Consider the following 18105-nt stretch of genomic DNA (forward strand, 5'->3'; position numbering starts at 1 on the left):
GTAGGAATGCGGTCAAAATGTGGGAGGGGGCTTGGCCCCCGATGAGGCCTCCCAGACGACATATTTCCAAATGTGAAGTACCCTTTGCCCCTTGTTCACAGGTCCCTCGCCCCATGCTCTTCCTGATCGCCTACATCAGCAGCGTCGTGCTGATCAACTTCGCCTTCTCCACCGCCCCGCACCTGGATGTGATCTGGTCCGCCTGGGGCGGCCTGGTCTTCATCCTGCGCGACATGGTGCAGACCCGCTTCGGCCACGGTGCGATCGTCGCCATGCTGGCGGCGCTGGTGCTGTCCTATGTCACGTCCGACCCGGCCATCGCCCTGGCCAGTGCCACGGCTTTTGCGGTGTCCGAATGCATCGACTGGCTGGTGTTCAGCATCACCAAACGCCCGCTCCACGATCGCCTGTGGATAAGTTCGGCGCTGAGCATTCCCCTCGATACGTTTATCTTCTTCGGCCTGATCGGTGCCCTGACGCCCGCAGTGGTGGGCACCGCCCTGGCCTCGAAATTCGCCGGTGTGACGGCGGTGTGGCTGATCATGGCCTGGCGCATTCGCAAGCGCGCCGTCGCCAACTGAGGCCAATTTTTACAGTTCATGTAAAATGCCGGCCTTTCTCCCCATGATCCGCTCCCCTGAGGACCTGAGATGACCCGAATCGGAACTCCATTGTCGCCAACCGCGACCCGCGTTTTGCTGTGTGGCTGCGGTGAGCTCGGCAAGGAAGTGGTAATCGAACTGCAACGCCTGGGCGTTGAAGTGATTGCCGTGGATCGCTACGCCAACGCGCCGGCCATGCAAGTGGCGCATCGCAGCCACGTGATCAACATGCTCGACGGCGCCGCCCTGCGTGCAGTGATCGAAGCCGAGAAGCCGCACTTCATCGTGCCGGAAATCGAAGCCATCGCCACCGCGACCCTGGTTGAACTGGAAGCCGAAGGCTTCACCGTGATCCCGACCGCGCGCGCCACGTCGCTGACCATGAACCGCGAAGGTATCCGTCGTCTGGCCGCCGAAGAGCTGGACCTGCCGACCTCGCCGTACCACTTCGCCGACACCTTCGAAGACTACAGCAAGGCTGTCCAGGACCTGGGCTTCCCCTGCGTGGTCAAGCCGGTGATGAGTTCGTCGGGCAAGGGGCAGAGCCTGCTGCGCAGCGCTGACGACGTGCAGAAAGCCTGGGATTACGCCCAGGAAGGCGGGCGTGCTGGCAAAGGCCGTGTGATCATCGAAGGTTTTATCGACTTCGACTACGAAATCACCCTGCTGACCGTGCGTCATATCGGCGGCACCACCTTCTGCGCGCCGGTCGGTCACCGTCAGGAGAAGGGCGATTATCAGGAGTCCTGGCAGCCACAGGCCATGAGCCCGGTTGCCTTGGCTGAGTCCGAGCGGGTTGCCAAAGCCGTGACCGAGGCCTTGGGTGGTCGCGGTCTGTTTGGTGTGGAATTGTTCATCAAGGGTGATCAGGTGTGGTTCAGCGAAGTGTCGCCGCGCCCCCACGATACCGGTCTGGTGACTTTGATTTCTCAGGATCTGTCGCAGTTTGCCCTGCACGCGCGCGCCATCCTGGGTCTGCCAATCCCGCTGATCCGTCAGTTCGGGCCTTCGGCGTCGGCGGTGATTCTGGTGGAAGGGCAATCGACCCAGACCGCTTTCGCCAACCTCGGCGCGGCGCTGAGCGAGCCGGACACGGCGTTGCGTCTGTTTGGCAAGCCAGAAGTGAATGGCCAGCGCCGCATGGGCGTGGCGTTGGCGCGGGATGAATCGATTGAAGCGGCGCGGGCCAAGGCGACCCGGGCTTCCCAGGCAGTTGTAGTAGAGCTCTAAAAGCATCGGGGGCTTGCCCCCCTCCCGCACTTTGAATTGTGAACCTTCAAATGTGGGAGGGGGCTTGCCCCCGATAGCGGTCTATCAGGCAATCTTGTTCAAATCATTATCCCGCGTCTCTTTCAGGCACAGCACAGCAATCAAGCTGAGCAACGCTGCCGCCGACACATACCCGCCGACATAACTCAGCCCGCCCATCGCCACCAGCTTGGTCGCGAAGAACGGTGCGGCCGAAGCGCCCACAATCCCCCCCCAGGTTGTACGCCGCCGAAGCGCCGGTATAACGCACGCGGGTCGGAAACAGTTCCGGCAGCATGGCGCCCATCGGCGCGAAGGTCACACCCATCAGGAACAGCTCCAGGGCCAAAAACAGCGCTACGGCCCAGGTCGAACCGTGGGTCAGCAAGGGTTCCATGGTGAAGCCGGACAGAATCGCCAGGACTGCGCCGACGATCAGCACCGGCTTGCGCCCATAACGATCGCTGGCCAGCGCCGCCAGCGGTGTGGCCAGGCCCATGAACAGCACTGCAAAGCACAGCAATCCCAGGAACGTCTCGCGGCTGTAGCCCAGCGTCGAAACGCCGTAGCTCAGGGAAAAGGCCGTGGTGATGTAGAACAGTGCGTAACACACCACCATCGACATGGCGCCCAGCAGTACCGGCAGCCAATGCTGGCTGAACAGTTCCACCAATGGCACTTTCACCGGGGCTTCTTTCGCCACGGCATTGGCGAACACCGGGGTTTCATGCAGCTTCAACCGTGCATACAGGCCGACCATCACCAGCGCGGCGCTGAGGATGAACGGGATGCGCCAACCCCAACTGCGGAATTGCTCGTCGTTAAGGCTCATGGCCAGGATCAGGAACAAGCCGTTGGCCGCCAGAAACCCGATCGATGGGCCAAGCTGCGGGAACATGCCGAACCAGGCGCGTTTGCCTTTCGGGGCGTTCTCGGTGGCCAGCAGCGCCGCGCCACCCCATTCCCCGCCCAGCCCAAGGCCTTGGCCGAACCGTAGCACGCACAACAGGATCGGTGCCCAGGCCCCTATGGTGTCGTAGCCAGGCAGCAAGCCGATCAGCGTCGTGCACACGCCCATCAGCAGCAGCGAGGCCACCAACGTGGACTTGCGGCCGATACGGTCGCCAAAGTGACCGAACAGCGCCGAGCCCAGTGGGCGGGCGATGAAAGCGATGCCGAAGGTCAGGAACGACGCCAGCATCTGCGCGGTGCCGGAGGTCTGCGGGAAGAACACCGGGCCGATCACCAGGGCTGCGGCGGTGGCGTAGATATAGAAGTCGTAGAACTCGATGGCGGTGCCGACGATGCTCGCCGTGGCGACCCGTGCGGTCGAGTTGGTCGGGGCAGCGGTCGCGGCCTCGTTATAGGTGGTGCTCATTGAGTTATCCCTGACAGTCATTGCGCGTTTGGACGCGGATTATTATTGGTCGAACACCCGTGGATCAGGGTTGTGCGCGGTCGGGCAAAGCTTGGGTAAGCCGCAGGGATTATAGGAAGGGGTCTGGAATTACAACAAGAGCCGACACGCCGCAAATCAAAATGTGGGAGGGGCTGTTTACCGTCAGGCAGTTACGCGGCGACGGGTATCCGGCTGGTGTGCCAGATCAGCACCTTGGCCACGCGGTTGTCCTCGGTTTCGAGGATTTCCAGGCGGTAGCGGCCGATTTTCAGGCACACCGCGCAATCCGGAATGGTCTCCAGCGCTTCGGTCACCAGGCCGTTGAGGGTCTTGGGGCCGTCGCTGGGCAGGTGCCAGCCCAGGCTCTTGTTCAATTCGCGGATCGAGGCGGCGCCATCAATAATGTAACGGCCATCGGGTTGCGCTTCGATATGCGGGTTGTCCGTGCCCTGTTCACTTTCGAATTCACCGACGATTTCTTCGAGGATGTCCTCAAGGGTCACGATGCCCAGCACTTCGCCATACTCATCCACCACCATGCCCAGGCGCCGCTGCTGTTTGTGGAAGTTCAGCAGTTGCAGTTGCAGAGGCGTGCTTTCCGGGACGAAGTAGGGTTCGTGGCAGGCGGCGAGCAGCGCGTCTTTGGTCAGGCTGGCGTCGGGCAGCAGATGCTTGACCTGCCGGGTATTGAGCACGGCCTGGACCTGGTTGATATCACTGTGGAACACCGGCAGGCGCGTGCGTGGCGAGGTGCGCAGCTGTTCGATGATGGCTTCGATCGAGTCGTCGAGGTTGATGCCGTCCACTTCGCTGCGGGGCACCAGGATGTCATTGACGGTGATGTTGTCCAGGGCGTGGATGCCGGGCATGCGAGGGGTGTGGTCGGCGTCGGGCTCGGGTTCGTCATCGTGATCGGGTAGAGGCTCGTCGCTCTTTTTCACCACGCCGGATTTTCGTGCAAACGGGCGCAACAACAGCAGGCTGATGCCATTGAGCAGCCAGGCCGCGGGGTAGAGGATTTTCAACGGCACGCCCAGCAACGTATTGCCGAAGCCCAGCACCGCGTGCGGATGGCGGATAGCCAGGGCGCGGGGCAGGTAGTCGGCCAGCACCAGCAGGAGTGCGCAGGAGATCAGCCAGCCGAGCCAGGGGCCGTTCAGCGCCCAGGCATAGATCGCCAGCAGCGTGCAGAGAATCACCACGGCGGCGCGACACAGGCTGTTGCACAGGATCAGGCTGTTACGCGGGAAGTTCAGGCGGGCGTCCGCTTTATCACCCTGGCGTGTACCGGGACGCAGGGCCAGCAAGTGTTGTTGTGCCGCTTCAATGGCGGTAAACAGCCCGGCCCATAACACCAGCAAGGCGATTACCGCGAGCATCGGCCCAAGGGGCTGGTTATCCATGATTGCTGCCCGTCAGATATGCAGGATGTATTCGCGAACCAGCTTGCTGCCGAAATAGGCCAGCATCAGCAGGCAGAAACCGGCCAGGGTCCAGCGGATCGCCTTGTGCCCACGCCAGCCGAGGCGGTTGCGGCCCCACAGCAATACGCTGAACACCACCCAGGCCAGGCACGCCAGCAGGGTTTTATGCACCAGATGCTGGGCAAACAGGTTCTCCACGAACAGCCAGCCGGAAATCAGCGACAGCGAGAGGAGCGTCCAACCGGCCCACAGGAAACCGAACAGCAGGCTTTCCATGGTTTGCAGCGGCGGGAAGTTCTTGATCAGGCCGGAGGGGTGCTTGTGCTTGAGCTGATGGTCTTGCAACAGCAGGAGCAGGGCCTGGAACACCGCGATGGTGAACATGCCGTAGGCCAGGATCGATAACAGGATGTGCGCGAGGATGCCGGGTTCTTCGTCAATCACCTGCACGGTGCCGGTGGGGGCGAATTGCGCCAGCAGCACCGTCAGCACGCCCAACGGGAAGAGCAGGACCAACAGGTTCTCGACGGGAATCCGATAACAGGCCATCAGCGTCAGGGCAATGACCGCAGCAGCGATCAGGCTGGCGGCGCTGAAAAAGTCCAGGCCCAGGCCGACCGGCGTCATCAGGTGGGTAAACAGGCTCGCGGCATGGGCCAGCAGGGCGAGGACGCCGAGGCCGACCAGCAGGCGTTTGTCTGCCTTGGTGCCTTGGGCAAGACGAGTGCCCTGATAGAGGGTCGCAGCGGCATACAAAATGGCGGCGGCGAGGCTGGGTAGCAAACTGGGTGACAAGGGGACCATAAATCCTGATAGACAAGCCCGAAAGGCGCTGAGTTTGGCATACACCTGCGTTCCACGAAAGACTCCAGGACCAGACAGCGGGTGTGCATGGGCGCAGTCTTCGCTATAATCCGCGACCTGCCCACGCCGCAGGCTCGCCGAGCGCTGTTTTTAATAGCGATTTACCACAGCCTGGGCCGTCATTACCTCGGTCTACCAATGCATTTCGATGAATGGGGCCTGAAAGGATCGCGCATGTTTGAAAACTTGACTGACCGTCTCTCGCAGACGCTGCGCCACGTAACCGGCAAGGCCAAGCTGACCGAGGACAACATTAAAGACACCCTGCGTGAAGTGCGCATGGCGTTGCTGGAAGCCGACGTGGCCTTGCCTGTGGTCAAGGACTTCGTCAACTCGGTCAAAGAGCGCGCAGTGGGCACCGAAGTGTCCCGCAGCCTGACGCCGGGCCAGGCTTTTGTGAAGATCGTCCAGGCCGAACTCGAAAGCCTGATGGGCGCTGCCAACGAAGACCTGAACCTCAGCGCCGTGCCACCGGCCGTCGTGCTGATGGCGGGCCTGCAGGGTGCGGGCAAGACCACCACCGCCGGCAAGCTGGCGCGCTTCCTTAAGGAGCGCAAGAAGAAGTCCGTCATGGTGGTGTCGGCCGACGTATACCGTCCGGCGGCCATTAAACAGCTGGAAATGCTGGCAGGCGAAGTAGGCGTGACCTTCTTCCCGTCCGACCTGAGCCAGAAGCCGGTCGACATTGCCAACGCGGCTATTAAAGAAGCCAGGCTCAAGTTCATTGATGTCGTGATCGTCGATACCGCCGGTCGCCTGCACATCGATGAAGAGATGATGGGTGAGATCAAGGCGTTGCATGCCGCGATCAACCCGGTCGAGACGCTGTTCGTGGTCGATGCCATGACCGGCCAGGATGCGGCCAACACCGCCAAGGCCTTCGGCGATGCACTGCCGCTGACCGGCGTGATCCTCACAAAGGTCGACGGCGACGCCCGTGGCGGTGCTGCGCTGTCGGTGCGTGCCATCACTGGCAAGCCGATCAAGTTCATCGGTATGGGCGAGAAGAGCGAAGCGCTCGAACCGTTCCACCCTGAGCGTATCGCCTCGCGTATCCTCGGCATGGGCGACGTACTCAGCCTGATCGAGCAGGCCGAAGCGACCCTCGACAAGGACAAGGCCGACAAGCTGGCCAAAAAGCTGAAGAAGGGCAAGGGCTTCGACCTCGAAGACTTCCGTGACCAGCTGCAACAAATGAAGAACATGGGCGGCCTCGGCGGCCTGATGGACAAGCTGCCGAACATCGGTGGTGTGAATCTGGCGCAGATGGGCAATGCCCAGGGCGCGGCAGAGAAGCAGTTCAAGCAGATGGAAGCCATCATCAACTCCATGACTCCGGCCGAGCGCCGCGACCCTGAGCTGATCAGCGGTTCGCGCAAACGTCGGATCGCCATGGGCTCCGGCACCCAGGTGCAGGACATCGGTCGCTTGATCAAGCAGCACAAGCAGATGCAGAAGATGATGAAGAAATTCTCCGCCAAAGGCGGAATGGCCAAGATGATGCGCGGCATGGGCGGTATGTTGCCCGGCGGCGGCATGCCGAAAATGTAAAGAATTCGAGCGCAAGTACGCTTGCGCTCCGACCCACAGGGACGTGGGATCTCCAGCAAACCCGCCGTTGGCGGGGGCTGACCTGCCGTTTTAACCGACGGCTCTCTAGCAGATCTGAATGGCACGCGTATAGGCGCCAGAAAAAGACATTTGCAAAAGTCCGGATATTCCTTAGAATATGCGGCCTTTCGGGCACCTATGCCCGCTGTGCATTTAGATTTGCAGCACCGACTACAGGAACGATGTTCACATGCTAACAATCCGTCTTGCCCTTGGCGGCTCCAAAAAGCGCCCGTTTTACCACTTGACCGTAACTGACAGCCGCAACCCACGTGACGGCTCTCACAAGGAACAAGTAGGCTTCTTCAACCCGATCGCTCGTGGTCAAGAAGTCCGTCTGTCCGTGAACCAAGAGCGCGTAGCCTACTGGCTGAGCGTTGGTGCACAACCGTCTGAGCGTGTTGCTAAGTTGTTGAAGGACTCGGCTAAGGCCGCAGCCTGAGCAATATGAACGCGACGCCAGCTGTTGCTGATGATTTGATCGTTATCGGCAAGATTTATTCTGTTCATGGCGTTCGCGGCGAAGTGAAGGTGTATTCCTTTACTGATCCGACAGAAAACCTGTTGCAGTACAAAACCTGGACGCTCAGGCGCGAAGGGAGTGTGAAACAGGTCGAGCTGGTCAGTGGACGCGGGAGCGATAAGTTCCTGGTCGCGAAGCTCAAGGGTCTTGATGATCGTGAAGAAGCTCGTCTTCTGGCTGGTTATGAGATCTGCGTGCCGCGCAACCTGTTCCCTGAATTGACCGACGGCGAGTACTACTGGTACCAGCTGGAAGGTCTGAAGGTTATTGATCAACTCGGGCAATTGTTCGGGAAAATCGATCATCTTCTGGAAACCGGCGCCAATGATGTAATGGTGGTCAAGCCTTGCGCTGGCAGCCTGGATGATCGCGAACGCCTGCTGCCCTATACGGAGCAGTGTGTGTTGGCTATCGACCTGGCAGCGGGCGAGATGAAGGTGGAATGGGACGCGGACTTCTAAGCGTGGCTAATTTGCGCATTGAAGTGATCAGTTTGTTTCCCGAGATGTTCTCCGCCATCAGCGAGTACGGCATCACCAGTCGGGCGGTGAAACAGGGGCTCTTGCAGCTCACCTGTTGGAACCCGCGAGACTACACGACGGATCGACATCACACTGTGGATGATCGCCCATTTGGCGGTGGTCCGGGCATGGTGATGAAGATCAAGCCCCTGGAAGACGCGTTGGCTCAGGCCAAGGCAGCTGTCGGGGAGAAGGCGAAGGTAATTTACCTGTCCCCTCAAGGCCGTCAGCTGAAACAGGCGGCGGTACGCGACATGGCGAATGAGGAAGCATTAATCCTGATTGCCGGTCGCTATGAAGGCATTGACGAGCGCTTTATTGAGGCTCATGTCGATGAAGAGTGGTCGATTGGGGACTATGTCCTGTCTGGCGGTGAGCTGCCGGCGATGGTCCTGATAGATGCGGTTACACGACTGCTGCCTGGAGCTTTAGGGCATGCGGACTCCGCGGAGGAAGATTCCTTCACGGATGGTTTGCTGGATTGCCCGCACTACACCCGACCGGAGGTGTATGCGGATCAGCGTGTTCCCGACGTATTGCTAAGTGGCAATCACGCACACATCCGGCGTTGGCGTTTACAGCAGTCCCTTGGTCGGACCTATGAACGACGCGCCGATCTTCTGGAAAGCCGCTCGCTTTCTGGAGAAGAGAAGAAGCTGCTCGAGGAATACATCCTCGCGCGGGACGATAGTTAACAACGTATCGATGGTAGGTCCATTGACTTACCTTAGGAGCACAGCATGACTAACAAAATCATCCTTGCACTCGAAGCAGAGCAGATGACCAAAGAGATCCCTACCTTTGCCCCGGGCGACACTATTGTCGTTCAGGTGAAAGTGAAGGAAGGCGACCGTTCGCGTCTGCAAGCGTTCGAAGGCGTGGTAATTGCCAAGCGTAACCGTGGTGTGAACAGTGCTTTCACTGTTCGTAAAATCTCCAACGGTGTTGGCGTAGAGCGTACTTTCCAGACCTACAGCCCGCAAATCGACAGCATGGCCGTCAAGCGTCGCGGTGACGTACGTAAAGCCAAGCTGTACTACCTGCGTGACCTGTCCGGTAAAGCAGCTCGCATCAAGGAAAAACTGGCTTAAGTCCAGCTTCCCGATGCAGAAAAAAGCAGCCTACGGGCTGCTTTTTTGTGCCTGAAATTTGTCTGAGCGCTACCGTGCATACGCAATTCAAGTGTGGGAGCGGGCTTGCCTGCGATAGGATCTACCCGACACCACCGTAATCAGCCTGAGCCCCCATGCCCGCCATTGACCATCCCCTGATCGACCGCTTCCTCGACGCCCTCTGGCTGGAAAAAGGCCTGTCGGACAACACCCGTCAGGCCTATCGCAGCGATCTGGCACTTTTCAACGGTTGGCTCCAAGAGAAAAACCTGGAACTGATCAACGCCGGCCGCGAGTTGATCCTCGATCATCTGGCCTGGCGCCTGGAGCAGAATTACAAGCCGCGTTCCACTGCGCGATTCCTCTCCGGTGTGCGTGGCTTTTATCGCTATCTGCTGCGGGAAAAACTGATCGCCCTGGACCCGACCCTGCAGGTCGATATGCCGCAACTCGGTAGGCCTTTGCCCAAATCCTTGTCGGAAGCCGACGTCGATGCTCTGCTTGCCGCGCCCGATCTCAGCGAGGCCATCGGCCAGCGCGACCGCGCCATGCTGGAAGTGTTGTACGCCTGTGGCCTGCGGGTCACCGAGTTGATCAGCCTGACCCTGGAGCAGGTCAACCTGCGTCAGGGCGTGCTGCGGGTGATGGGCAAGGGCAGCAAGGAGCGGCTGGTGCCGATGGGGGAGGAGGCGATTGTGTGGGTCGAGCGCTATATGCGCGATGCTCGCGGTGAATTGCTCGGTGGGCGCCCCAGTGATGTATTGTTTCCCAGCCAGCGCGGTGAGCAAATGACCCGCCAGACGTTCTGGCATCGCATCAAGCACCAGGCCAAGGTCGCGGGGGTTGGCAAGAGCCTGTCGCCCCATACGTTACGCCATGCATTTGCCACCCATTTGCTCAACCACGGTGCAGATTTGCGCGTGGTGCAAATGCTGCTCGGACACAGCGACTTATCCACCACCCAGATCTACACCCATGTGGCGCGCGCGCGATTGCAGGATATGCACGCCAAGCACCACCCGCGAGGCTGAAAACCGCCAATTTATCCCGCCACGGGCTGCCCTGCGGCCCAACTGTGGTAGGCTTTGCCGGTTAGCAAAGGCGACGGTGCCGGCCCGTGTCTACTGAGATAGCGGTGTTCCTTCCCGTCCCTGCATCTGCCTTCAGGAGTTCCCATGCGCTTGACCCAGATTATTGCCGCCGCAGCCATTGCGTTGGTTTCCACCTTTGCCGTCGCCGATGACGCTGCCGAGCAGACCATCCGCAAGAGCCTGGCCAACCTGCAGCTCGACACCCCGATCGAAAGCATCAGCGCCAGCCCGATGGCCGGCCTGTATGAAGTCAAGCTCAAGGGCAGCCGCGTGCTGTACGCCAGTGCCGACGGCCAGTACATCGTTCAGGGCTACCTGTTTCAGCTCAAGGACGGCAAGCCGGTCAACCTGACCGAGAAGGCCGAGCGCCTGGGCGTGTCCAAGCTGATCAACGGTATCCCAGTGGCTGAAACCGTGGTTTACCCGGCCATTGGCGAGACCAAGACCCACATCACTGTGTTCACCGACACCACCTGCCCGTACTGCCATAAGCTGCACGCCGAAGTGCCTGCGCTGAACAAGCTCGGTGTAGAGGTGCGCTACGTCGCGTTCCCGCGCCAGGGCCTGGGTTCGCCGGGCGATGAGCAGTTGCAGGCGGTCTGGTGCTCGGCCGACAAGAAAGCGGCCATGGACAAGATGGTCGACGGCAAGGAAATCAAGGCTGCCAAGTGCGCCAATCCGGTCTCCAAGCAATTCGCCCTGGGCCAGTCCATTGGTGTGAACGGTACGCCGGCCATCGTTTTGGCGGACGGCCAGGTGATTCCGGGCTACCAGCCGGCACCACAAGTTGCCAAACTGGCGCTGAGTGCCAAATAAACCAGCATCGTCGAACCTTTGACGATCATGGCCCGTTGATCAGTCAGCGGGTCATTAATTGAAAGCCGCAGTTGTGCGGCTGTTTTCCACGCCGACCTCGCGTCGGCCGTTTCATGGGGAGTTCTTCAGTGAAACCGGTCAAAGTAGGCATCTGTGGGTTAGGGACCGTCGGTGGCGGCACCTTCAACGTACTTCAGCGTAATGCTGAAGAAATTTCCCGCCGTGCAGGGCGCGGGATTGAAGTGGCGCAAATTGCCACGCGTTCGCCAAAGCCTCAGTTCGAAACGACCGGTATTGCGATTACCAACGATGTCTTCGCCGTGGCCACCAACCCTGAAATCGATATCGTCATCGAGCTGGTGGGCGGTTACACCGTGGCCCGTGAGCTGGTACTCAAGGCCATCGAGAACGGCAAACACGTGGTCACTGCCAACAAGGCGCTGATCGCCGTGCACGGCAACGAGATCTTCGCCAAGGCCCGCGAAAAGGGCGTGATCGTAGCGTTCGAAGCCGCCGTGGCCGGTGGTATCCCGGTGATCAAGGCAATCCGTGAAGGCCTGTCCGCCAACCGTATCAACTGGGTGGCCGGCATCATCAACGGCACCGGTAACTTCATCCTCACCGAAATGCGCGAGAAGGGCCGTACCTTCGAAGACGTGCTGGCCGAAGCCCAGGCCCTGGGCTACGCCGAAGCCGACCCGACTTTCGACGTGGAAGGCATCGACGCAGCCCACAAGCTCACCATCCTGGCGTCCATCGCCTTTGGTATCCCGCTGCAGTTCGACAAGGCCTACACCGAAGGCATCACCAAGCTGACCACGGCCGACGTGAACTACGCCGAAGCCTTGGGCTACCGCATCAAGCACCTCGGTGTAGCGCGCAGCACCCCGGCCGGTATCGAGCTGCGTGTGCACCCGACGCTGATCCCGGCTGATCGCCTGATCGCCAACGTCAATGGGGTGATGAACGCCGTGATGGTCAACGGCGATGCTGCCGGTTCCACGTTGTTCTACGGCGCCGCGCGGCATGGAACCGACCGCTTCCTCGGTGATCGCCGACCTGGTGGACGTGGTTCGCGCCATGACCAGCGACCCGGAAAACCGCGTGCCGCACCTGGCCTTCCAGCCGGATTCGCTGTCGGCCCACCCGATCCTGCCAATCGAAGCGTGCGAAAGCGCCTACTACCTGCGCATCCAGGCCAAGGATCATCCAGGCGTGTTGGCCCAGGTCGCCAGCATCCTGTCGGAGCGCGGTATCAACATCGAGTCGATCATGCAGAAGGAAGTCGAGGAGCAAAACGGCCAGGTGCCGATGATCCTGCTGACCCACCGCGTGCTTGAGCAGCACATCAACGATGCCATCGAGGCTCTCGAAGCTCTCCAGGGCGTAGTTGGGCCGGTAGTCCGGATTCGCGTCGAACATCTAAATTAATTAAGCGACAAGCGCCAAGCTACAAGCTGCAAGTAAAAGCAGATCTGCTCTCACTTGCAGCTTGTAGCTTAAAGCTTGCAGCTCAAACCGAAGGTTTGCCCCTATGCGCTATATCAGCACCCGCGGCCAGGCACCGGCCCTGAATTTCGAAGACGTCCTGCTGGCAGGCCTTGCCACCGACGGCGGCCTGTACGTGCCGGAAAACCTGCCACGCTTCACCCAGGAAGAAATCGCCTCCTGGGCCGGCCTGCCGTACCACGAGCTGGCGTTCCGGGTGATGCGCCCGTTCGTCACCGGCAGCATTCCGGATGCGGATTTCAAGAAGATCCTGGAAGAAACCTACGGCGTGTTTTCCCACAGCGCCATTGCTCCGTTGCGTCAACTGAACGGCAACGAGTGGGTACTGGAGCTGTTCCACGGCCCGACCCTGGCGTTCAAGGATTTCGCCCTGCAACTGCTCGGTCGTTTGCTGGACTACGTGCTGGAGAAGCGCGGCGAGCGCGTGGTGATCATCGGCGCGACCTCCGGTGATACCGGCTCGGCGGCGATTGAAGGCTGCAAGCACTGCGAGAACGTCGACATCTTCATCCTGCACCCGCACAAGCGTGTGTCGGAAGTGCAGCGTCGTCAGATGACCACCATCTTTGGTGAGAACATCCACAACATCGCCATCGAAGGCAACTTCGACGACTGCCAGGAAATGGTCAAGAACAGCTTCGCTGACCAGAGCTTCCTGAAAGGCACACGCCTGGTCGCGGTGAACTCGATCAACTGGGCGCGGATCATGGCCCAGATCGTCTACTACTTCCATGCCTCCCTGCAGTTGGGCGGCCCGGCGCGCTCGGTGTCGTTCTCGGTGCCGACCGGCAACTTCGGCGATATTTTCGCGGGTTACCTGGCGCGCAACATGGGCCTGCCGATCAACCAGTTGATCGTCGCGACCAACCGCAACGACATCCTGCACCGCTTCATGAGCGGCAATCAGTACGTCAAGGAAACCCTGCACGCGACCCTGTCGCCGTCCATGGACATCATGGTTTCGTCGAACTTCGAGCGTCTGCTGTTCGACATGCACGGCCGCAACGGCTCGGCGATTGCCGGCTTGATGGACACCTTCAAGAGCGGTGGCGGTTTCAGCGTGGATGAAGAGCGCTGGACCGAAACCCGCAAGCTCTTCGACTCCCTGGCCGTGGACGATGCGCAGACCTGCGAGACCATCGCCGACGTCTATGCCCAGACCGGCGAGCTGCTCGACCCGCACACCGCCATCGGTGTGAAGGCCGCCCGCGAATGCCGTCGCAGCCTGGATATCCCGATGGTGATCCTGGGCACCGCCCACCCGGTCAAATTCCCGGAAGCGGTGGAGAAGGCCGGTGTTGGCAAGGCGCTGGAACTGCCGGTGCACCTGACCGACCTGTTCGAACGTGAAGAGCGTTGCACGGTGTTGGCCAATGACTTGAAAACCGTGCAGGCGTTTGTCAGCCAGCATGGCAACCGAGGTAAGCCGTTGTAAGGTAAACCGCGTACACAAAAACGCCGCTGTCCCTTCCTTGGGGCAGCGGCGTTTTTTGTTTTTTGCAGGCCCGATTAAACGACGGTCTAGGTAAGCAGCTTATGTGCCAGCGCCATTACCGTACCTACGGCTGTGAAGAAACCTATCGCGATGCCTACGGGGTACCAGAAAACTTCACGGGTTATCTTGTGGACTTCAGCGTTGAACGTGCGCTGCTCAGCATAAATACGTGATATGTCCGCGTGAATTTTCTCGATGGAGGCTTGTTGTTCATTGTGTTCGAGCATCATGTTCATCCTTCGCAATAAGGGCCTTTTGATAGGCGCTCTCGCCTGCGCGGCGCAGTGAAAAGGGCTCAGCGAGTATAGGATTCGCTCTGCGCCCCGGCGTCGGCACCCCCCCAAAACAGCCACCCATTGCGTAAGCACTTATGTGCGGCCGTTCTTTGGTTGTCATGTTGCAAGCGCATGCTGGTTCTCGTCATCCCCTGACGGCCCCATAAAGACGAAAAAGCGAACTTTCCTACGTCATAACCAGTCACTTAGGATAGATGCAGCTCCCGTTGAAACGATTGTTCCCGAACTATTGAGTGGTGATCGAGATGGAAAGTATCAGCCTATTGCTCGAAGAAGCACTGAGCCCTTATCAGGTTACGCTGACCACCGCGGGTGTTCAGGACGAGTGCTTGGTGACGGTGAAGAATCCTGCTGGCGCTATCGTCGTCGAGCGTGAAGTCGACCGAGCCCAATTGATGGATAAGCGCGTGCTGGTGGATGTAGTGGACTGCTTGCTGCGCGATATCAAAATTGCGGAGGGGCGCGTGGAGCCCTCGGTCATCGCGGCCTTGCGCAACGCTGCCCAGACCCGCAGCACTGCTCGCGCATGAAGAATTGTTTATCGATGGAAACTTCCTACAGCATGGCCGGTCAGATTTTGTAACAGCAAGAGCAAACATTGTGCTCCGGTGTTTGTGGCTTGCTGTACTGGTCTTAGTTGGCCACGTTTAACCCCGAAGTGTCTCCCCACGCTTCGGGGTTTCTTTTTGCCCGCGATTTGTCAGGGCGTTGGCGCGTCCTGATAGAACTGGGGGTGGTCGATCAGGTATTGCGCGCGCAGCGTCGGATCGAGCCAGGTGGCATAGGCGTGCAGCAGTTGAGCCTGGGGCAGCTCGCCCAATACTTGGTTGATGTGTTCAATTGCGTGGTGCCCCTGAGGCGTATCGGAGCAACCGATATGGACACGCTGATAGGGCGCCGAGCCGGCAATCGGATAGAACGCCAGTGCCAGCGGATCGATACCCTGGCGCAGGGCGTGATAGCGAATTTCGGTCCAGTAGCCGAGCACGGCTTCCAGACGTCCCAATCGCTGCATTTGCAGCAGGCTGCCCAAGGCGTCGTTTCCGTAGTGCAGCACGCGGTTGTTTGCATCCGTGTGCTCCAGCACGTCATCGATGAACGCCCCGTAGCTGCGCTCGGCCACCACGCCCAGGCGTGCGCGTTTATCCAGTAGCAGCGCCGAGAGGTCGACCCGCTTCTGCGCGACAAGCGGCGCGAGCACGTCGCCGCGGTCCCGACGTACCACCACGCCGTTGCTGACGATAGAAAAAGCCGGACGCGAATACACCACCCACTTGGCCCGCTGCGCCGTCCACAGCATGGTGGGGTCGCAGGTCAATGCGGAGGCCTGAAGCATCTGCAGGCCACGCGCACGGTTGACGTGCAGGATCTTGTGTTGGTACTCCGGCAGGCGCGCCATCAGCATTGGCAGCAATTCGTCGATGGCGCCATGGCCCTTTTGCGGGCCGTCGAAGATGATCAGCGGCGGCAGGTCGCGGATCAGCCAGGTCAAGGTGTCCGCTGCCTGGGCAGACGGCGGCAGAACTCCGAGCAGCGGTGCACAAAGGCCCAGCAGCCAGCGACGCGCCATTATCTTGGATGCGCCATCAGATCGCGCCTTGTTCACGCAGGCGGCTGATAGCAGTGGCGTCGTAACCCAGCGCGTTGAGCAGCACGTTGTTGTGCTCGCCCAATTGCGGCCCGACCCACTCGCAACTGCCCGGCGTCTCCGACAACTTGGGCACGATGCCCGGCATCTTGAAGTCTTTGCCACCCGGCAGTTGCGCCTTGAGGAACATCTCTCGCGCCAGGAATTGCGGGTCACCCAGCATGTCCTCGGCGCTGTAGATCCGGCTGGCGGGCACCTCGGCCTTGTTCAGCTGCTCCACCACTTGCTCCAGTGACAGTGAATTAACCCAGCGATCAATCACGCCATACAGCTCGTCACGGCGGCTATCGCGGCCGTCATTGCTCGCCAACTGCGGGTCGTTCGCCAGGTCTTCACGGCCGATGGCGCTCATGAACCGTTTGAAGATCGCGTCCCCATTGGCGCCGATCTGTACATGCTTGCCGTCCGCGCTGGTGTGGATCGACGACGGCGTAATGCCGGGCATGATGTTGCCGGTGCGCTCGCGAATGAAGCCGAACACATCGAACTCGGGGATCATGCTTTCCATCATGGCGAAGATGGCTTCATACAGTGCTACATCCACCACTTGGCCCACGCCGCCATTCACTTCGCGATGGCGCAGCGCCATCAGCGCCCCGATCACTGCCCACAAAGCAGCGATGGAGTCGCCAATGGAAATCCCGGTGCGCACGGCGGGCGGTCCTCGAAACCGGTGATGTAACGCAACCCGCCCATGGATTCACCCACGGCGCCAAAGCCTGGCTGGTCCTTCATCGGCCCGGTCTGGCCAAAGCCCGACAGGCGCACCATCACCAGTTTCGGGTTCAGCGCGTGCAGGGTTTCCCAGCTCAGGCCGAGCTTTTCCAGCACGCCGGGGCGAAAGTTCTCGATGAGGATGTCGGCGTCCGCCAGCAGTTGCTTGAGAATCGCCAGGCCGTCCGGGTGCTTGAGGTTCAGCGTCAGGGATTTCTTGTTGCGCGCCTGCACGAACCACCACAGCGAGGTGCCCTCGTACAGTTTCCGCCATTTGCGCAGCGGGTCGCCGCCATCCGGGGATTCGACCTTGACCACCTCGGCGCCGAACTCCGCGCAGATACGCGAAGCGAACGGGCCGGCGATGAGGTGCCGAGTTCGATGACTTTCAGGCCGGCAAGCGGTTTGGCATTAAACGACATGAGGATCCTTGGCTACGCAGAGCGGGGTGTGTGAAGCCTTTTAACATAGGCGAGCGGCCAGGGATAAGCATGATGCAGCGCAGGATTCGTTGAATGGTCGCGGCATCGGTTAGACTGGCCGCCTTTCCCTGTCTCTAGAAGCCCGTTCATGGCCCAGCCGTCCACGACCTACAAATTCGAACTCAACCTCACCGACCTCGACCGTTCGGTGTACGAGAGCGTCAAACAGACCATTGCGCGCCACCCTTCGGAAACCGAAGAGCGCATGACCGTGCGCCTGCTGGCCTATGCCCTCTTTTACAATGAGCAATTGGCGTTCGGTCGGGGTCTGTCAGATGTTGACGAACCAGCCCTGTGGGAAAAAAGCCTGGATGATCGGGTTCTGCACTGGATCGAAGTCGGCCAGCCCGATGCCGATCGCCTGACCTGGTGCTCGCGTCGCACCGAACGCACCAGCCTGCTGGCCTATGGCAGCCTGCGTGTGTGGGAAGGCAAGGTGGTGCCGGTGGCGAATAACCTGAAGAACGTGCACATCGCCGCGGTGCCTCAGGAGATTCTGGAGGTCCTGGCCAAGGACATGCCCCGCGTGATCAAGTGGGACGTGATGATCAGCGAAGGCACGATCTTCGTCACCGATGACCGTGGCCAGCATGAAGTGCAGTTGCAGTGGCTGGTTGGCGGACGCGATTGAAAAATGTGGGAGGGGCGGTGCGACGATTCGAACTTGCCCCCGATGGCGATGGGTCTGAGTACATATCCGTTGGTCAGGTAACGGCCACCTAGGGTTCCGCTTTTACAGCCGGCTCACTT

General features: G+C 60.2%; 16 protein-coding genes and 3 pseudogenes. 13 read left to right on the forward strand and 6 right to left on the reverse strand.

The window, feature by feature from the left end; genetic code table 11:
- Nucleotides 1–113: 113 nt before the first annotated feature.
- Together IQK56_RS16175 and purT are read left to right on the forward strand one after the other, a co-directional pair.
- Entirely contained in the window at nt 114–581 is a 468-nt protein-coding gene (locus IQK56_RS16175; RefSeq protein ID WP_099585579.1) for a VUT family protein, read from the forward strand.
- Between the two features lie 69 nt (nt 582–650).
- Complete coding sequence (purT, locus tag IQK56_RS16180) at nt 651–1832, forward strand: formate-dependent phosphoribosylglycinamide formyltransferase (RefSeq protein ID WP_003193969.1); 1182 nt, start codon at nt 651–653, stop codon at nt 1830–1832.
- Between the two features lie 84 nt (nt 1833–1916).
- On the opposite strand, the pseudogene IQK56_RS16185 reads toward purT, so the two are convergent.
- The 3 genes and pseudogenes from IQK56_RS16185 to IQK56_RS16195 all read right to left on the reverse strand — a co-directional run bounded on the left by IQK56_RS16185 (nt 1917) and on the right by IQK56_RS16195 (nt 5477).
- A pseudogene (locus tag IQK56_RS16185) lies at nt 1917–3228 on the reverse strand (MFS transporter).
- Nucleotides 3229–3419: 191 nt separating this feature from the next.
- Nucleotides 3420–4652, reverse strand: a complete 1233-nt coding sequence (locus tag IQK56_RS16190) for a transporter associated domain-containing protein (protein WP_193863808.1) — start codon at nt 4650–4652, stop codon at nt 3420–3422.
- 12 nt (nt 4653–4664) lie between these two features.
- A complete protein-coding gene (locus IQK56_RS16195) occupies nt 4665–5477 on the reverse strand; it encodes a cytochrome C assembly family protein (RefSeq protein ID WP_099585575.1) in 813 nt (270 codons plus the stop codon).
- 234 nt (nt 5478–5711) lie between these two features.
- Here IQK56_RS16195 and ffh point away from each other — a divergent pair, with 234 nt between their 5' ends.
- The 9 genes and pseudogenes from ffh (at nt 5712) to thrC (ending at nt 14155) form a co-directional block, all read left to right on the forward strand.
- Nucleotides 5712–7088, forward strand: a complete 1377-nt coding sequence (gene ffh / locus IQK56_RS16200) for a signal recognition particle protein (protein WP_003175900.1) — start codon at nt 5712–5714, stop codon at nt 7086–7088.
- A 250-nt stretch (nt 7089–7338) separates the two neighbouring features.
- Nucleotides 7339–7590, forward strand: coding sequence for a 30S ribosomal protein S16 (rpsP, locus tag IQK56_RS16205; protein WP_003238923.1), 252 nt, complete (start codon nt 7339–7341; stop codon nt 7588–7590).
- A 5-nt stretch (nt 7591–7595) separates the two neighbouring features.
- A complete protein-coding gene (gene rimM / locus IQK56_RS16210) occupies nt 7596–8132 on the forward strand; it encodes a ribosome maturation factor RimM (protein ID WP_058414808.1) in 537 nt (178 codons plus the stop codon).
- On the forward strand, nt 8114–8887 hold the full coding sequence (gene trmD / locus IQK56_RS16215) for a tRNA (guanosine(37)-N1)-methyltransferase TrmD (protein ID WP_193863807.1): 774 nt from the start codon (nt 8114–8116) through the stop codon (nt 8885–8887). The genes rimM and trmD overlap by 19 nt, the downstream gene beginning before the upstream one ends.
- Before the next feature lie 45 nt (nt 8888–8932).
- Nucleotides 8933–9283 carry a 50S ribosomal protein L19 gene (gene rplS, locus IQK56_RS16220; RefSeq protein WP_003175895.1) on the forward strand — a complete coding sequence of 117 codons (351 nt, stop codon included), beginning with the start codon at nt 8933–8935 and terminating at the stop codon, nt 9281–9283.
- 155 nt (nt 9284–9438) lie between these two features.
- On the forward strand, nt 9439–10335 hold the full coding sequence (gene xerD, locus IQK56_RS16225; protein WP_193863806.1) for a site-specific tyrosine recombinase XerD: 897 nt from the start codon (nt 9439–9441) through the stop codon (nt 10333–10335).
- A gap of 144 nt (nt 10336–10479) precedes the next feature.
- Complete coding sequence (locus IQK56_RS16230; protein WP_003175893.1) at nt 10480–11211, forward strand: thioredoxin fold domain-containing protein; 732 nt, start codon at nt 10480–10482, stop codon at nt 11209–11211.
- 128 nt (nt 11212–11339) lie between these two features.
- Nucleotides 11340–12642: pseudogene (locus IQK56_RS16235) on the forward strand (homoserine dehydrogenase).
- 103 nt (nt 12643–12745) lie between these two features.
- Complete coding sequence (gene thrC / locus IQK56_RS16240) at nt 12746–14155, forward strand: threonine synthase (RefSeq protein ID WP_122310185.1); 1410 nt, start codon at nt 12746–12748, stop codon at nt 14153–14155.
- A gap of 86 nt (nt 14156–14241) precedes the next feature.
- Here thrC and IQK56_RS16245 read toward each other — a convergent pair whose 3' ends face one another.
- Nucleotides 14242–14442 (reverse strand): hypothetical protein, encoded by a 201-nt coding sequence (locus IQK56_RS16245; RefSeq protein WP_193863809.1) that lies wholly within the window; start codon nt 14440–14442, stop codon nt 14242–14244.
- A 314-nt stretch (nt 14443–14756) separates the two neighbouring features.
- Between IQK56_RS16245 and IQK56_RS16250 the strand changes: the two genes are divergently transcribed.
- Nucleotides 14757–15041, forward strand: coding sequence for a DUF3509 domain-containing protein (locus tag IQK56_RS16250; protein ID WP_122310189.1), 285 nt, complete (start codon nt 14757–14759; stop codon nt 15039–15041).
- 170 nt (nt 15042–15211) lie between these two features.
- Here IQK56_RS16250 and IQK56_RS16255 read toward each other — a convergent pair whose 3' ends face one another.
- Both IQK56_RS16255 and IQK56_RS16260 read right to left on the reverse strand, forming a co-directional pair.
- A complete protein-coding gene (locus IQK56_RS16255) occupies nt 15212–16081 on the reverse strand; it encodes a TIGR02285 family protein (RefSeq protein ID WP_193863805.1) in 870 nt (289 codons plus the stop codon).
- A gap of 16 nt (nt 16082–16097) precedes the next feature.
- Nucleotides 16098–17191 (reverse strand): annotated as a pseudogene (locus IQK56_RS16260) (CaiB/BaiF CoA transferase family protein).
- A gap of 252 nt (nt 17192–17443) precedes the next feature.
- On the opposite strand from IQK56_RS16260, the gene IQK56_RS16265 reads away from it, so the two are divergent.
- The gene (locus tag IQK56_RS16265) at nt 17444–17986 is read left to right on the forward strand and encodes a YaeQ family protein (RefSeq protein WP_122310195.1); all 543 of its coding nucleotides are present in this window, start codon (nt 17444–17446) and stop codon (nt 17984–17986) included.
- Nucleotides 17987–18105 lie beyond the last annotated feature (119 nt).

This window comes from Pseudomonas cyclaminis (assembly GCF_015163715.1).
GTDB classification, from domain to species: domain Bacteria; phylum Pseudomonadota; class Gammaproteobacteria; order Pseudomonadales; family Pseudomonadaceae; genus Aquipseudomonas; species Aquipseudomonas cyclaminis.

Coding starts and splice junctions, on each gene's coding strand:
- IQK56_RS16175 (WP_099585579.1), top strand. CDS start 114: ATGCTCTTCCTGATCGCCTACATCAGCAGCGTCGTGCTGATCAACTTC.
- purT (WP_003193969.1), top strand. CDS start 651: ATGACCCGAATCGGAACTCCATTGTCGCCAACCGCGACCCGCGTTTTG.
- IQK56_RS16190 (WP_193863808.1), bottom strand. CDS start 4,652: ATGGATAACCAGCCCCTTGGGCCGATGCTCGCGGTAATCGCCTTGCTG.
- IQK56_RS16195 (WP_099585575.1), bottom strand. CDS start 5,477: ATGGTCCCCTTGTCACCCAGTTTGCTACCCAGCCTCGCCGCCGCCATT.
- ffh (WP_003175900.1), top strand. CDS start 5,712: ATGTTTGAAAACTTGACTGACCGTCTCTCGCAGACGCTGCGCCACGTA.
- rpsP (WP_003238923.1), top strand. CDS start 7,339: ATGCTAACAATCCGTCTTGCCCTTGGCGGCTCCAAAAAGCGCCCGTTT.
- rimM (WP_058414808.1), top strand. CDS start 7,596: ATGAACGCGACGCCAGCTGTTGCTGATGATTTGATCGTTATCGGCAAG.
- trmD (WP_193863807.1), top strand. CDS start 8,114: ATGGGACGCGGACTTCTAAGCGTGGCTAATTTGCGCATTGAAGTGATC.
- rplS (WP_003175895.1), top strand. CDS start 8,933: ATGACTAACAAAATCATCCTTGCACTCGAAGCAGAGCAGATGACCAAA.
- xerD (WP_193863806.1), top strand. CDS start 9,439: ATGCCCGCCATTGACCATCCCCTGATCGACCGCTTCCTCGACGCCCTC.
- IQK56_RS16230 (WP_003175893.1), top strand. CDS start 10,480: ATGCGCTTGACCCAGATTATTGCCGCCGCAGCCATTGCGTTGGTTTCC.
- thrC (WP_122310185.1), top strand. CDS start 12,746: ATGCGCTATATCAGCACCCGCGGCCAGGCACCGGCCCTGAATTTCGAA.
- IQK56_RS16245 (WP_193863809.1), bottom strand. CDS start 14,442: ATGCTCGAACACAATGAACAACAAGCCTCCATCGAGAAAATTCACGCG.
- IQK56_RS16250 (WP_122310189.1), top strand. CDS start 14,757: ATGGAAAGTATCAGCCTATTGCTCGAAGAAGCACTGAGCCCTTATCAG.
- IQK56_RS16255 (WP_193863805.1), bottom strand. CDS start 16,081: ATGGCGCGTCGCTGGCTGCTGGGCCTTTGTGCACCGCTGCTCGGAGTT.
- IQK56_RS16265 (WP_122310195.1), top strand. CDS start 17,444: ATGGCCCAGCCGTCCACGACCTACAAATTCGAACTCAACCTCACCGAC.